We start from the raw sequence: 15347 nt of genomic DNA on the forward strand, positions 1-15347 counted from the left end.
GCCACCGCCCGAACTGGACGGTCGGCGCGCCCCGGGCATCGATAGGCTCAAGCGGCCGGCGCCCCCGCCGGCTCCGTGTCAGGACCTTTCGGAAGGGGCTGCCGATGCGACTACATCCCGGCGAGACGGAGGCAGTGGGCTGGCGGACGATGAGCGTCCTCGACGCCGTCCAGCACCTGCGCGACGCCTCACCCGACGTGACCGGGCGTCCTCGGGTGATCGCGATCGACGGGCGGGGCGGCGCCGGCAAGACGACCCTGGCCGAGCGGTTGCGCGACGCGGTGCCGAACTCCGCCGTCGTGCACACCGACGACGTCGCCTGGCACCACGCCTACTTCGACTGGGGCGCCGTGCTCATCGAGAACATCCTGCGCCCCCTGCACCGCGGCGAGGCGGTGGACTTCCGCCCACGGCCCTGGACCGACCGCGGCCGGCCCGGATCGATCACCGTCCCGGCCGGCACCGACTTCGTCTACGTCGAGGGGACCGGCGTCATCCGCGAGGAGCTCGCTCCGTGGCTCGACGCCTCGGTGTACCTCCAGGGCGACCGCTACGTGCAGGAGCGCCTGCTGGTCGCCCGCGACGGCGACTCCCCCGAGCAGACGGAACACGTGGCGAAGTGGCTACGCGAGGAACTCCCGTTCCTGCTGCGGGAACAGCCCTGGGCCCGGGCCACGATGGTGGTCGCCGGCCCGCCGCGGCTCGACCGCGACCGGGAGACCGAGCTGGTCGTCGCCCCGCCGGCGCGGGACCCGGCCCCACTCACTGATCCCCGCTGACATCGGCGAGCGTGACCCAGTCGCCGGACCGAACCGATCGGGCCAGGGCAACCATCCCCCGCACGCACGCCAGCCCGTCCTCGACGTCGGCGCCGCGCAGTGCCGACCCCCCGGTGGCCGCCGAGACGAGGTCGTCGACCTGGAGCCGGAAGACGTCGGCGTCCGCGCCGAGCGGCTGCCGGAACAACGCGTCCCGGGTGGAGAACGCCTGGACCTCGGCGGCCCGCCGGTACCACGGGTGGAAGATCCTGCCGAGCACGCTGCCCTCGGCCCCGTAGACCTGGAAGCCCTCCCACCAGTCCATCCGGACCGCGACGGTGAGGTCCAGATGGCCGAGGCACCCGTTGGCGAAGGCGACCTCGACGAACCAGCAGTGTGAGCCGGCCCTGGTGGAGAGACGGGCGCGCACGGCGTCGATCGGACCGCCCAGATAGCGCGCGGTGTCGAACAGGTGCGAGCCGTGCGCCAGCACGAGGTAGCGCTGCCGGTCGCCCTTCGGGTCCCCGGGCGGGCGAACGGCGGCCGGGCTCGACTCGATGACCGGCTGGAGGGTGTCGGTCATCCGGTACCGGTAGGCGGAGTCGGCGTACCAGTGCTTCAGCGCGATGACCTCACCGATCTCGTCCTGGATGAAATCCCGCGCGAAGGCGACACCGGGGTCGTACCGCTTCTCGTGGCCGACCAGGACGATCCGGTCGTTGCGGCGGGCGGCCTCGGCCATGGCCTGCGCGTCCTCCACGGTCGTCGCCATGGGTTTCTCCACGATCACGTGCTTGCCGGCCTCCAGCGCCCGGATCGAGAGCGCGGCGTGGAACTCGTCCGCGACGGCGACGATGACGGCGTCCACCCTGTCGTCGGCCAGCATCGCGTCGTAATCGGCGAAGGTGGTGACCGGCCGGTGGATGTCCGCCACCCGGCGCAGCAGATCCTCGGCCGCGTCGCAGATGGCGTAGAGCACGGCGGACCTGGATTTCCGCACCCCCTCGAGATGGGCGGTCTGGGCGACGAGACCGGCGCCGACGACGCCGATGTGGAATTTCTGATCAGGCATGGGCGACTCTCCCGGCTGACGGTGGATGCGATTCGCGGTATACATCGGAGACATTGCGGCGGCTCGGGCCGCGGGTCTCGACCGCTTTCGTCGAAGGCTACAGCGGACCGGTCGACACGACATACCGGCCGAGGCAGAATGCAATCCGGCGGCGAGCTCCCGCCAATCGGCCCGGCAGTCGATTTATCTCCCTGCGTCCACGCCATCCGGTCTTCACCGGGAAGGGGCACGGCAAATGAACAAAAAATTGAGGGTGTGTTATGTCTCCGCAGCGATGCCGCCGGTGACGGGCGGTGGTGAGGTAAGTGTCCAGAATCTGCTCTACGGAATGGTCGGCCTGGGCGTGCAGGCGCATCTCGTCTGCGGTAACGAGACGACGGACGCCATCGCGTCGGCCGTTCGCGCCTCCGGCGGGACGGTCTTCGTGCCGGACAACTCCTACGACGGTCACCGGCTGGTCTGGGAGCATCAGATGTTCCGCATCGGGCAGCAGTTGCACACGTTCCTCGCGGACCACCCGGTGGACGTCGTCCATGTCTTCTCGCACGGCACCGCGCTGATGGCCTCCATGGCGCTGGCCGACGACCGGTTCGACGCGAAGCTGGTGACGTCGTTCTTCGAGATGTCGGCGTTGGAGACGCCGGCGGGCGCCGCCCGGGGCAGGTTCGTCCACGGGCTGAGCACCATCGACTGCTTCATGCCCACCAGCCGGCACTACGAGGGGGTGGTCCGCCGACTGTCCCCGGGTGGTCGCGTCCGCCCGGTCCGGCAGGGCATCGACGTGGCGCGGTTCGCGTCCGGCGACCGGGATCGGGGACGGACCGCGCTGGCGGCCACGCCGGGCATCCCCCTGCTCATCTGCCCGAGCCGGTTCGCGCGGTACAAGGGCCAGATGGAGCTGCTCGAAGGCGTGCGCCGCTGCCGCGACGAGGGCTTCGATCTCGAGTTGCGGCTGCTCGGTTCCGCCAACTGCGGTACGCCCGGCTACATCCAGGAGATGACCGCCTTCGTCGACGAGCACGGCCTCCAGGACCGCGTGAAGCTGATCTTCGACACGCCGTACCACGAGATGCCGGACATCTACGCGGCGGCCGACGTCGTCGTCCAGCCCAGCTGGCGTGAGGGCCTGGGACTGTCCGCCCTGGAGGCGCTGGCATCCGGCACCTGCCTGGTCGCCACCGACGTGTCCGGCTTCGACGAGTTCTGTGTGCATGACGAGAACGCCCTGCTGTGGACCGCGAAGGACCCGGGGTCGCTCACCCGGCAGCTCACCCGGGCGCTGACCGACCCGGCGCTCGTCGAGCGGCTGCGAGCCGGCGGGGCGAAGACGGCACAGCAGTACGACTCCGCGGTGGGCATGCCGGACCATCTGGCGGCCTACCAGGAGGTGCTGAGTCGCTGACAGGTCCCGCCTCCGGACGAGTCGGTCAACCGTGCCGGTGCGCTCCGGCGAGCAGCCATCGGCCGCGAGAGGTCACCGGCCCGGCTCCGACCGCGTGGGCCGGGCCGGCGGCACCCGGCCGGCGCGGACGAAGATCCGCCGGGCCACCGCCGAGGTGTGGCGCACCTCGTGCCAGGGTCCCAGCGCCTCCACGGTGCCGTGGCTCAGGGCCAGCACCAGGTCGGCGCGGTCCAGGATCCACCGCTGGTGGGTGACCGCGATGCAGGTGGTGTCGGGGCGGCCCAACATCCGGTGCCACACCTCCCGCTCGGTGCGACCGTCGAGCGAGCTCGACGGGTCGTCCACGACGTGGACGTCCGCCCCCTGGGCGATCATGCGCGCCAGGCCGACCCGCTGGACCTGACCGCCGGACAGGCCGGTCTCGGGGCCCACGACGGTGTCGACCCCCGCGGTCATGCCCGCCACGTCGCGGTCCAGCGCGCTCGCCCACACCGCACCGTCCAGCCGCTCCGGGAGATCTGCCGCACCGGCGAGGATGTTCTCCCGCACCGAGTCGGAGACCAGGCCGGGCCGTTGCGGCGTGTACGCGAAGTTCGGCAGTTGAAGCACGTCCTCCTCCTCGCCGTTGACCAGCACCCGGCCGCCCTGCCGCGGCAGGTGCCCGAGCATCGCGCGTAACAGCGTCGTCTTGCCCGCACCGACCGTTCCGATGATCACCAGGAGCTGACCGCGCCGCAGCGTGAAGCTGACGTCCCGGATTCCGTGGCCGCTCTCCGCGTGGATGTGGGTGAGGTGCTCGACGCGAAGGTCCCGGAAGCCGCCGGTCGCGGCCACGTCGGCGGCCGGGACCGCGGCCTCACCGGCCGAGGCGTACCCGTCCACCGTTCCCGGCACGACGGCGTCCAGCCGGGTCGCCGACACCTCCGACATCCGGTACGCGGCCAGGTGACCACCGAACATCGCGACGAAGGCCACCACCGAGTGCAGGTAGGCCATGAACAACGCCAGGTCGGCGGCGGTGACGACCGCGCCGACCCGGCCCGCGCCGATGAACAGCAACAACCCGACGCCGATCGCGCTGATGTTCGCCAGCGTCGAGCCCAGCAGCACCTCGAAGTACATCCGCGACCTCGTGGTCGCACGGCGCCGCCGCTCGCACGACTCGCGTAGCTGCCCCAGCACCGCCTCGCGGGTTCCGGCCAGCTGGATCGCGACCGCTCCGCTGGTCACGTCGCTGATCTGCTGGCTGACCTCACCGGCCGCGTTCCGCTCCGCCTGGTACGCGGCGCCGGCCCGGGACCTCGACAGCCACACCACGCCGCCGCACACCGCGACCGGCACGACGACCGCGAGGCTCAGCCGCCAGTCGAGCGCCACCATCAACGACAGCGCCACCATCCCCATCACCATGGTGCCGGCGGCCTGGAGGGCGGACACCGCCTGGACGGACACCCGGAGGGTGTCCGCGCTCAGCCGGTTCACCACGTCGCCGAGCGGCCGGCTCAGCGGGGTGGCGGCCGGCTCACGCAGCGCGGCGCGGAAGGCGCTGCGCGTCAGGCCCTCGATGATCAGTGCCTTGCACTGCCCGTCCGCCGCGGTCGCGGCGACCACGACCGCGATGCGGATCAGGGAGATGCCGAGGATGCCCAGCACGAGCCCCCAGGTGGCCGCGGTCAGCGTGATCCCCACCTGATAGCGGGCGAAGATCGCCTTGACCAGCAGCGGCGGCGCCAACGGAATCACCATGCGGCCGAGTTGCAGGACCAGATCGAGGCCGAACGACCTCGGATGCAGGCGGAACGCCGTGAACAGGAGCCGCAGGACGGCCATCAGACGGTGCCCTTCATCAGCAACGACACGAACGGGACGGGCACGTCGTCCCGGGGCCCCTGCCAGGTCACCGCTCCGGCCTCCAGGACGACCACCTGGTCGACGAGGTCCAGCGCCTGACCACGGTGGGTGACGAGCACCGTCGTACGGCCGGCCATCAACCGGGCCATGGCGTCGTGCACCACCCGCTCGGTGGCCGGGTCCAGATGCGAGGTCACCTCGTCCATCACCAGGACGCGCGGGTCACGTACCAGGACCCGCGCCATGGACAGCAGGTGTCGCTGGCCGATGGACAGGCTCGACCCGTCGCCCGTGATGACGGTGTCCAGCCCGGCCGGCAAGTCGGCCAGCCAGCTCGACAACCCCACCGCCCGGAGCGCGTCCGCGATCGCCCCGTCCTCGACGGCCGCGTCGAAGACCGCGACGTTGTCGCGCAGGCTGGCGTGGAACAGGTAGGTCTCCTGGGTGACCACGCCCACCTCGGCGCGGACCGCCCGGACCGGCAGGTCGGTGGTCGCGACACCGCCGATGGTCACGGTCCCCTGATCAGGGTCGTACGCCCGCCAGATCAGCCCGGATGCCGTGCTCTTGCCGCTTCCGCTGCGGCCGATCAGCGCCAGCGCCCCACCCGCGGGCACCCGGAAGCTCACCTCCCGCAGCACCACCCTGACGCCGTCGTAGCTGAGGCTGACATCGCGGAACTCCACGTCGGAGCCGGGTACGGCGCGCTGCGGGCCGGGCGTCTCCGCCACCGGCAGCGCGAGCAGGTCGGCGATGCGGTCCAGACTGCCCGAGGCGGTGGCCAGGTCGGAGAGCCGCTGGCTGACCCGGTAGAGCGCGTTGCTCAGCACGCCGATGTACTGATAGGCGAGGAACACCGTGCCGAGCGCGACGCCGTTGCCGGTCAGCAGGAACCCGCCGAGGGCCAGGACCGCCGCGGACGCGATCGCCACACCGAGTTCCAGGCCGCTGGAGGAGACCCGCAGTCCCGCCCCGGCCCGCGCCATCGCCCGGCGCAGACCGGTCAGCGGCTCGGACAGTCGGTCGAGCGTGTAGTTCTCGGCGGATGCCGCCCGGATGTCCTCCCGGCGGGAGAGCCGCTCGAACAGGAAGCCGGACAGCCGCGAGCGGGCCCGACGTTCGGCCCGCAGCCACGGCCGCGCGACACCCTGCGCGCGTACCACGAGGACGAAGGCGATCGCCCCGCTGACCGCGAGCGCGCCGCCCAGGCGCCAGTCGCTGATCACCGCCACCGTCACCACGCCGACGGTGAGCAGCGAGGCGGCGAGCACGTCGAAGATGAACGAGGACAGGTACTGCTCCAGCGTCGTGGTGTCGCCGTCGATGCGTTCCAGCAGGTCACCGCTGGGTACCCGAGTCAGGAACGCGTGGTCCAGTTGCAGGACGTGATCCACCAGGTCGATCCGCAGGTCGTTGGTGGAGTGCTGCGCCAGTCCCACGGCCAGCCGCCCGGAGATCAGCGTGACGGCCAGATTCGCCACCGCGATGATCAGGTAGCCGACGGCGATGCGGAGGAGCTCCGGCGTGGACGCCCCGGCCGCGGCCTGGTTGATGAAATGGGCGGCGATGAGCGGATTCACCGTCACCATCGCGATGTCGGTGAGCACCAGGAGCGCCAGGACCGACCCCCGGCGGCGATAGGGCCCCAGGTAGTGGGCGATCAGCGCGCCCGGCCCGCGGGCCCGGTCCACTCCCGGGACCGCCGCCGTTCCGTCCGTACCGCCACCACTCACGACGATGCGTCCTCAGCCTCGGACGGGTCGATGGTCCGACAACGAACAGTACGCGGTTCGTCACGGGACGCACGTACGCCGGCGGACCGGACGCGCGGGGCCACCGGGGGTCGGCTCGGCGGGAAGGACCAGTCCATGTCATCTCCTTGCTGCCGGCGGAAGGCGCCGACGACAACTAGCGCCGACGATCCTTCGACGCACTAGGAACACTTCGCGCCGTGGTCCGGTCCTGGGCGACCCGCGCCAGGTCCGCGGCGCCGATCAGCCCGGCGTCGTGGCCCAGCGCCGCCGGCACCACCCGTGCGACGGGCCGGTGCCCGACGCCGGTCAGGTGCCGACGGAACGACGTGCGAACCGGCGTGAGCAGCAACTCGCCCGCCTCGGCGACGACGCCCCCGCCCAGCACGAAGCACGGCGGGTCGAGCACGGCGGCCAGTCCGGCCAGGCCCCGCCCCACCCAGTCGCCCAACCAGGCCAGCAGATCGAGTGCCGCGGGATCACCCGCGCGGGCGGCGCGGGTGATGGCGGGACCGGCGGGGGCGTCCGCGCCCGCCACCACGCCACGCCGGCGCCCCTCCCGTACCAGGGCGCCGCCGGACCCGTACATCTCCCAGCAGCCGAAGGCGCCACATCCACAGCGCCGGCCGTCCGGCACCACGCACAGGTGCCCCAGTTCGGCGGCGACCCCGTGACTTCCCCGGAACAGATTCCCGTCCAGGATCAGCCCGCCGCCGATACCGGTGCCGATCGTCACGCACACCAGGTTGCGCTCGTTCCGGCCCGCGCCGTGGCGTGCCTCGCCCCACGCCGCGGCATTCGCGTCGTTCTCCACCACCACGGGAAGGCCGAGCAGTCCTTCCAGGGACGTCCGCAACGGTTCACCGGTCCAGCCGATGTGCTTGGCGAAGAGGACGGTCGCCCCGTGTTCGTCGACGAATCCGGCGGCACCCACGCCGACCGCGCCGATGTCGTACCTTCCGCGTACCGCACCGACCAGGCGGCACAATTCCGGAACGACCTCGGCTGTCGCCGCCGGAGTGCGATAACTTCGGTGGGCCACGACCCGTCCGGCCGCATCGACCACACCCGCCGCCATCTTGGTCCCACCGACGTCCACGCCTATCGTGTGCATTCCGAATATCCAATCCGTGGATCTCGTCGCGGACCATTTCCCAGCACGGCTTGCCGGCGCTGTCCGGCGGAACACCATGCGACAGATTCCGCGCGGGGACGGCGGAAAATCGCCTGTACCGCAAATCTTCCGATTGTGATGGGGGCCGCACCATGACCGAATTCCCGGCGCCGGCCTTCGGCGTCCTGGGGCCGCTGGCGGTCCGGCACGCGCACGGCGAGATCGCCGTGACGTCGGCCCGCCAGCGGGTCGTGCTCGCCGCGCTGCTGCGGTCGGCCAACGCCGTGGTCACCATCGACCAACTGGCCGACCTGCTGTGGAACGGGCGCCGGACCGACGGGGCCACGTCGACCGTCTACAGCTACGTGATGCGGCTGCGCCGCACGCTCGGCCCCGGGCTGGGCGCGCGGGTCCGCACCAACAGCGGCGGCTACGTGCTGCGCGCCGCTGCCGAGGAGGTCGACACCGGACTGTTCGACCGGCACCGGCTGGCCGGCAAGCGGGCCCTCGACGAGCAACGCTGGGCGGACGCGGCAGCCGAGTTCGCCGCCGCCGCGCGCCTCTGGCGGGGTGAGCCGTATGCCGACGTGCCGGCCGACGCGCTGCGCTGCGACGAGGCGGAGCGGCTGCGCGAGCGGTGGCTGACCGTCCGGGAGTGGCAGAACGAGGCCGAGCTGCGCCTGGGTCGTCACGACGAGGTGATCGCGCGGCTGCGCGGGCTGACCGCCGAGCATCCGCTGCGTGAGCCGTTCACCGAGCAGATGATGCATGCGCTGTCGCAGGCCGGTCGGCCGGCTGAGGCGCTGGGCGTCTACGAGTCCGCCCGGCACCACCTGATCGGCCAGATCGGCCTCGGGCCCGGCCCGGAACTCAGGAGCCGACTCGACGCGATCCTCGGTACCTGGTCGGACTCCGACGGCGACTGGGATCTGGTACCGGCGCCGACCCGCGCCCCGACGCCGGCGCAGCTCCCCGCCGACCTGCCCGACTTCACCGGCCGGGAGTCCGTCGTCGCCGAACTGGGCGCCCTGGTGACGGCCGACGCACGACGGCAGACGGCCACCGTGGTGACCATCACCGGCGCGGCCGGCACCGGCAAGACCGCGCTCGCCCTGCGCGTCGCCCACTCGTCGCGCGGCGGCTACGGCGACGGACAGCTGTTCGTGGACCTCGGCGGCAGCAGCGACCGGCCGCTGGGCACGGGCGAGGCGCTGGCCCGCCTCCTGCGTGGCGTCGGCGTTCCGGCGTCCACGGTTCCCGAGACGGAGGACGAGTGCGCCGCGCTGCTGCGCAGCGCGCTGGCCGGCCGTCGGATCCTGCTCCTGCTCGACGACGCCGCCGACGCCGACCAGGCCCGTGAGCTGTTGCCCGGCGCCGGCACGTGCGCGGTGATCGTGACCGCCCGGAGCCGGCTGACCCGGGTGCCCGGCGACCACCACGTCGCCCTGGACGCGCTGCGCCCCGAGGAGTCCCACGCCCTGTTCGCGCGGCTCGTGGGCCGGGACCGGGTGGCTGCCGAGCGGCACGACGCCGCGGCCGTGGTGGCGGCCTGCGACGGCCTCCCCCTCGCACTGCGGCTGGTCGGTGCGCGGATAGCCGGCCATCCGGGCCGCCGGATCGCCACCCTCGCCCGACGGCTGCGCGACGAGTCGCAACGCCTGACCGAGCTCCGGTCGGGCAACGACGGGGTCACCGCGCGGATCGACGCCAGCCTGGCGCGGCTGCCGGGCGGCGGCCCGGTCGATCCCCGCGCGCTCTTCGCGCTGCTCGGGATCATCGCGGTGCCGGATCTCGGCCCGGAGGCCTGCGGCGCCCTGGCCGGCGCCGGCGTGCGGGACACCGAGGCGGCGTTGGACCTGCTGGTCGACCTGCACCTGGTAGAACTCGATCAGGCCGGCCGCTACGGGCTGCGCGCGCTGCCGCGGCTCCGCGCCACCGAGCTGGCGTGGCACCACCCGGCCGACGCCCGGACCCGGGCGGTCGAGCGGCTGGTGCGGTGGTACCTGCACTCGGCCGAGCGGGCCGACCGGCTGCCCACCCCGCACGGCGTCCAGCCCGGTCAGCCGGTCCCGCCGCCGTCCACCCGAGGCGCGGCGAGGCGGTGGTACGACCGGGAACGCCACTGCCTGCCGTCCGTCGCCCGGGCCGCCGCCGAGGCTGGCCTGCACGAGGAGCACCGGCGCCTGGCGACCCTGATCGAGCGCGACCGCACGACCGCCGACCCGCGCCGGGCCGGTGCCTACGCGGTCGTCTGAGCCGCCGGCTCCGGCGGAACTCATCGCGGCAACCGGAGGGCGGCCACCGAGGTCACCGCGCCGTACGGCCCGGTGCCGGTGAGACAGGCGGAGCCGCAGCGGGCGGCCAGCTCCAGTGCCCCCGCCACGCCGAGGTTCGCGCCGAGACCGACGGTGAGGGCCGCGGCGAAGGTGTCCCCGACGCCGTAGGTGTCCAGGATCGGCCCGTCGACCCGCGCGGCCGGATAGACGCCGGCGTGGTCACCGGCCACGGTGAAGGCGCCACCGTTCGCGCCGTCCGTCACCACCACCAGTCCGGGCGCCTCCGCCAGCAGCTCGGGTCGGTACCGTTCGGCGCCGTCGCGGGCGCTGCCGACCATCGCGTCCGGGCGTACCCCGGCCGCGGCCACCGTCTCCAGCTCGCGGGTGGTCACCACGAGGGATCTGGCGGCGCGGGCCGACCGGAGCACGCCGGGCGCCCCCGCCGCGAAGAAGACCGCGTCGAAGTCGGCCAGGTCGTCCCAGGGGAGCGGATCCTCCGCCTCGGGGTGCAGCCGGGGCCCGAGCGTCACCGTCGTCCGCTCCCGTGTCGCGTCCACGAGGCTGACCGCCGTGCGGGTCGGCGCGGCCCGGGTCACGGCCAGCACCTCGACGCCGCGGCCCTTCAACGCCGAGCGGGAGCGTTCGCCCGCCTCGTCGTCGCCCAGCGCGGTGAGGAAGACACACCCGCCGGTCAGCTCGGCCATCCGTACCGCAGCGACCGCGCCGCCTCCGGCCGGGCCCTCCCAGGTGACGGCCGCGTGCACGACCTCGCCACGGTCCGGCACCCTGCCGAGCTCGGCGATCGTCGTCCACTCCACGTGGCCGATCACTGCCACCCGCATCGTTGGCTCCTCACGTCGTGGCGTCCCCGTCGTGGCACCCACCCTCACCGATCGCCCTGGTACCGGGCTGACATCGCCACCAGCCCGCTGCCAGGCCGATGCCAGACCGGGGTGGTTGTCTGCCCTGGCAACCGGCCAGTGGTCGCCGCGCAAGCGTGAAGGGAGCCAGCTACGTGGCAGTACTCACTCGGGAGCGCTGGGCGCACGACACCCGTACCCGAGCGGTCTTCTTCGACTTCGACGGGACACTGTGGGACCCGGAAAAGCTGATCTTCCAGGCGCACGCCGAGATCTTCGCCGAGGCGGGCACCTCGCTCGACCACGACCTGTGGACCCGTGCCGTGGGCCGGATCGGCGCCGACATCTGGGGCCAACTCGGCGCGCTCGCCGGCGGGCCGGTCGACCGGTCGGCGCTGGACCGGCGACTCGAACGCCGGCTCGACCAGTTGCTGGTGACCATCCGGGCGCGCCCCGGTGTGCCCCGGGTGCTCGCCGAGGTGGACGCGCTCGGCCTGCCCCGGGGCATCGTCAGCAACAGTTCGCGGGCCTGGGTGGAGCGTTACAGCCGGCAGTGCGGTGTCGCCGACGGCTGGCGGACGATCCGGTGCGCCGACGCCGACCCGCGCATCGCCAAGCCGGAACCGGCGCTCTACCTGGCGGCACTCCACGACCTGCGGGTCCCGGCCGAGGCGGCGATCGCCTTCGAGGACACGCCGAGCGGCGTCCACGCCGCCAAGGCGGCCGGGATCAGGTGCGTCGCGGTGCCCAACCCGGTCACCGCGGCGCTCGACCTGAGCGCGGCGGACCTGCGCCTCGAATCGTTCGAACAGCTCCGCCTCGCGCAGGTGCTGGAAACACTCGTCCGACCATGACGGAGGAAACATGACCATCCACGCGGACCCGACCGGCGCGCTCGGTGGCGACGACCCGCTGTCGGGCTACTACTACCGCCCGGACCCGCTCAAGTTCGTCCGCGGTGAGGGCGTATGGGCGTACACGGAGGACGGGCAGCGTTTCCTGGACTGCTCCGCCGGCACCTTCAACCTGTCCCTCGGCTACTCACACCCGGAGATCGTCCGGGTGATCCAGGAACAGGCGCCGAACCTGATCCACGTCACCTCCAAGTTCCAGACCGACGCGCTCAACGACCTGGTGCGCGGCCTGACCGAGGTGGCCCCGCCCGGGCTGGAGAAGGTCCACCTGAAGTCGGCCAGCGGCTCGGACGCCAACGAGGGCGCCATCAAGATCGCCCAACACGTCACCGGTAAGTCCGACGTGGTCAGTCTCTTCCGCGGCCACCTCGGGCAGACCATCGCCATGACGGCGGCCTCCGGCGCGGCGTTCCGCCGGGCGCCGTTCACCTTCCAGATGCCCGGCGTGGTGCACGTGCCGGACCCGTACTGTCTGCGCTGCTTCTACAAGCAGGAGTACCCGAGCTGCAACCTGCTCTGCGCCGAGCGCATCAACGACTTCATCGACTACGCCAGCTCCGGCAAGGTGGCGGCGGTCATCGTCGAGCCGATCTCCGGCAACGGCGGCAACATCGTGGTGCCCGACGGCTACCTCCAGGCGCTGCGCCGGCTGTGCGACGAGCGCGGGATCGCGCTGATCTTCGACGAGATCCAGACCGGGTTCGGCCGGACCGGTCACATGTTCGCGGCCGACCACTTCGGCGTCTCGCCGCACATGCTGACCTTCGGCAAGGGGCTCGGCGGGTCCGGCATGCCGATCGCCGGGATCCTGACCGAGGAGCGGTTCGCCGGCCTCACCGCCCACCACATCAACTCCACCTTCGGCGGCAACGTGCTGGCCGCGACGGCGGCTGCGCGGACGCTCCAGATCATCCGCCAGCCCGGCTTCCTGGAGCACGTCCGCGCTGTCGGCGCGCACATCCGCACCAGGCTGGAGGAGCTGGCGGCCAAGGTGGGCTTCGTCCGTGAGGTACGCGGGCTGGGCCTGATGCTGGGCATGGAGATCACCGACGCGGACGGGCGCCCGGACGCGAAGCTGACGAACCACCTCGCCGAGGAGGGCATGGCGCACGGGCTGCTGCTGCGCACCTCCCTCTACGGGTACGGCAACGTGCTGAAGGTCCGGCCGGCTCTGATCATCAGCTTCGCCGAGGCCGACGAGATGTGCGACCGCCTCACCCAACTCTTCCTCTCGGTGCGGTGAGCGCCGTGCGTGACCTGCTGCTGGGCCTGGCGCAGCACATCCGGGAGACCGTCGTGGCCGGCCGCGGCACGGTCGGTCGACATTACGTGAGCGGCGCGGCGCAGGGCGGTGACGCGGAGTTCCCGGTCGACGTGCTCGCCGAGCGGGCCGCCGCCGACTTCCTGCGGCGCACCGGACAGTCGGTCGCCTGCTACACCGAGAGCGCCGGTCTGACCGTGCTCGGGGACGACCCGCGGCACGTGCTGATCATCGATCCGATCGACGGCACCCGCGCGGCGGCGGCCGACCTGGAGATGGCGTGCGTGTCCATCGCCGCGGCGCCGTACCCGGGCGAGCCGACCATCGGTGACATCACGCACGCGGTGCTCACCGAGATCAAGACCGGCAACTGGTTGTACGCCGACGAGGACGGCACCGCCGTCGAGTCCGGCGGGTTCCCGGACCCGGTGCCGCGCCTGAGCGACACCGGCGAGGTGGAGCGGATGTTCTGGTCGCTGGAGTTCAACGGTCATCCCACCGGCATGATGATCGACGCGTACGGGCACCTGATCGACGCCTCCGCGAACCGCGGCGCGGTCTACGTCTTCAACTCCGCGTCGTTCTCGCTCTCCCGCATCGTGACCGGGCAGATGGACGCGTACGTCGACATCGGCAACCGCATCCTGCGCGACCGGCCGGAGTCGGAGGCCGAGTTCCGCCGGGTCGGGCACGGCAGCATCCTGCACCTCTTCCCGTACGACATCGCCGCCGCCGTGTTCATCGCCGAGCGGGCCGGCGTGGTGGTGACCGACGCCTACGGAAAATCCCTGCACGACACGTTGCTGCTGGACATCGGTCCGCTGAACCAGCGGTCCTGCATCGCCGCGTCCACGCCCCGCCTGCACGAGCTTCTCCTGGCGGGCATCCGGTGGTGACCGCCGCCGCTGCGGAGACGTGCCGGGACGCCGCCGCCGAGCGGTTCGGCGTGTCCGTCGGCGCGGAGATCCTGGAGGGCGGCTCGTCGGCCCGGGTCTACCACGCGCTCCGGCCAGACGGTTCGCCGATGGTGTTGAAGGTCGTGACGGCGCGGCCCGGCACCGTCGACGGTCACGACCTGGCCTCGTTCCGGACGAAGGAGTCGCAGATCGACCTGGCCCGCCGGCAGGCGCCGCGGCTCGGCGGGCGGTACCAGCCGATCGTCGACAGCGTGCACGGACCCGACTGGGCGGCGCAGCTCACCCCGTACTTCCCGTCGCAGGACCTCGCCGCGCCGCTGCGGGCCGGCGACAGCGGCGCCTTCTTCGACACCTACCGCAGCGTGGCCACCGAGCTCATCGGGCACGGGTACGCCGCGACGACGACGGCGGCGCCGGCGGACTACCTGGACCGGGTGGTCATCGCGCGCTTCTTCCGCCGGCTGCCGATGCTGCGGCGGGCCCTGCCGGAGCTGACCGGCGCGGACGTGTTGCTCGTCAACGGCCGGCGTTGTCGCTCTCCCGTCCGCGTCCTGACCGAGTTGCGTGACCGGGAGGCCGGCCGGCTCGCCCGGCTCGCGCCCCGCCGGCTGGGCTTTCCCGCGCACGGGGACGCGAACACCCGCAACGTGTTGGTCGCCCCCGACCGCCGGGACTTCCGGCTGATCGACCCACGCGGGTCGACCGCACCGCTGGACCCGGTCTACGACCTCGCCAAGGCGCTGTTCAGCCTCTCGGTGTGGGATCCCGCGTTGCGGCGCGGCTGCGTGGTGCGGCGGCTCGGCGGGACGCCACCGTCGTACCGGGCCGGGCTGCGGGACACCAGCGAGCACCCGTACCGGGAGGCGGTGCTCGGCTTCGTGCCCTTCCTCGCCGACCTGCCCTGTCTGCGCGAGCTGCTCGACGACCCCGGGTGGCGCGCCCGGCTGCTGCTCACGCACGACCTGCACGTGCTGTCGGAGGCGGCGTGCCGACTCTCGGACGACAAGCCCCGGTGGGGCGCCGACGGGCGGCCGGTCACGCCGGTCGAGCTCGCCGCCTTCCACTACCTGGTCGGCGCGGTGCTGCTCGACGACCTCGTGGAGCAGTTCTCCGCCGGCGACGAGCCGGACCCGGAGCGGCACCTCGCCGACCTTCCGTGGTAGCCGACGTC

General features: G+C 72.6%; 12 protein-coding genes. 7 read left to right on the plus strand and 5 right to left on the minus strand.

Translation table 11 applies throughout. The features are described from left to right. Positions 1 to 104 precede the first annotated feature (104 nt). Entirely contained in the window at positions 105 to 779 is a 675-nt protein-coding gene (locus tag VKK44_RS16065) for a hypothetical protein (protein ID WP_343441906.1), read from the plus strand. On the opposite strand, the gene VKK44_RS16070 is transcribed toward VKK44_RS16065, so the two are convergent. Then, complete coding sequence (locus tag VKK44_RS16070; RefSeq protein ID WP_343441907.1) at positions 763 to 1830, minus strand: Gfo/Idh/MocA family oxidoreductase; 1068 nt, start codon at positions 1828 to 1830, stop codon at positions 763 to 765. The two genes, VKK44_RS16065 and VKK44_RS16070, sit on opposite strands and share 17 nt — an antisense overlap. Positions 1831 to 2113: 283 nt before the next feature. On the opposite strand from VKK44_RS16070, the gene VKK44_RS16075 reads away from it, so the two are divergent. Next, the gene (locus VKK44_RS16075; protein ID WP_343441908.1) at positions 2114 to 3232 is read left to right on the plus strand and encodes a glycosyltransferase family 4 protein; all 1119 of its coding nucleotides are present in this window, start codon (positions 2114 to 2116) and stop codon (positions 3230 to 3232) included. Positions 3233 to 3304: 72 nt separating this feature from the next. On the opposite strand, the gene VKK44_RS16080 is transcribed toward VKK44_RS16075, so the two are convergent. The 3 genes from VKK44_RS16080 to VKK44_RS16090 all read right to left on the minus strand — a co-directional run bounded on the left by VKK44_RS16080 (position 3305) and on the right by VKK44_RS16090 (position 7948). Beyond that, on the minus strand, positions 3305 to 5062 hold the full coding sequence (locus VKK44_RS16080; protein WP_343441909.1) for an ABC transporter ATP-binding protein: 1758 nt from the start codon (positions 5060 to 5062) through the stop codon (positions 3305 to 3307). Next, on the minus strand, positions 5062 to 6774 hold the full coding sequence (locus tag VKK44_RS16085; RefSeq protein WP_343441910.1) for an ABC transporter ATP-binding protein: 1713 nt from the start codon (positions 6772 to 6774) through the stop codon (positions 5062 to 5064). Before VKK44_RS16085 ends, VKK44_RS16080 begins: the two co-directional genes overlap by 1 nt. A 217-nt stretch (positions 6775 to 6991) precedes the next feature. Next, entirely contained in the window at positions 6992 to 7948 is a 957-nt protein-coding gene (locus VKK44_RS16090) for an ROK family glucokinase (RefSeq protein WP_343441911.1), read from the minus strand. 152 nt (positions 7949 to 8100) lie between these two features. Between VKK44_RS16090 and VKK44_RS16095 the strand changes: the two genes are divergently transcribed. Then, the gene (locus VKK44_RS16095) at positions 8101 to 10203 is read left to right on the plus strand and encodes an AfsR/SARP family transcriptional regulator (protein ID WP_343441912.1); all 2103 of its coding nucleotides are present in this window, start codon (positions 8101 to 8103) and stop codon (positions 10201 to 10203) included. Positions 10204 to 10223: 20 nt separating this feature from the next. Here VKK44_RS16095 and VKK44_RS16100 read toward each other — a convergent pair whose 3' ends face one another. Beyond that, entirely contained in the window at positions 10224 to 11066 is an 843-nt protein-coding gene (locus tag VKK44_RS16100; protein WP_343441913.1) for a PfkB family carbohydrate kinase, read from the minus strand. Between the two features lie 173 nt (positions 11067 to 11239). Here VKK44_RS16100 and VKK44_RS16105 point away from each other — a divergent pair, with 173 nt between their 5' ends. From VKK44_RS16105 to VKK44_RS16120, 4 genes are read left to right on the plus strand one after another with little or no spacing between them, the layout of a single operon-like run. Then, positions 11240 to 11938, plus strand: a complete 699-nt coding sequence (locus tag VKK44_RS16105) for an HAD family hydrolase (protein WP_343441914.1) — start codon at positions 11240 to 11242, stop codon at positions 11936 to 11938. A gap of 10 nt (positions 11939 to 11948) precedes the next feature. Beyond that, entirely contained in the window at positions 11949 to 13241 is a 1293-nt protein-coding gene (locus VKK44_RS16110) for an aspartate aminotransferase family protein (RefSeq protein ID WP_343441915.1), read from the plus strand. Then, the gene (locus tag VKK44_RS16115; protein ID WP_343441916.1) at positions 13238 to 14155 is read left to right on the plus strand and encodes an inositol monophosphatase family protein; all 918 of its coding nucleotides are present in this window, start codon (positions 13238 to 13240) and stop codon (positions 14153 to 14155) included. The genes VKK44_RS16110 and VKK44_RS16115 overlap by 4 nt, the downstream gene beginning before the upstream one ends. Then, positions 14152 to 15339, plus strand: coding sequence for a hypothetical protein (locus VKK44_RS16120; protein ID WP_343441917.1), 1188 nt, complete (start codon positions 14152 to 14154; stop codon positions 15337 to 15339). The genes VKK44_RS16115 and VKK44_RS16120 overlap by 4 nt, the downstream gene beginning before the upstream one ends. Positions 15340 to 15347: the final 8 nt, after the last annotated feature.

Origin of the sequence: Micromonospora sp. DSM 45708, from assembly GCF_039566955.1 — a bacterium.
In the GTDB taxonomy this organism is placed as follows: Bacteria; Actinomycetota; Actinomycetes; order Mycobacteriales; family Micromonosporaceae; genus Micromonospora.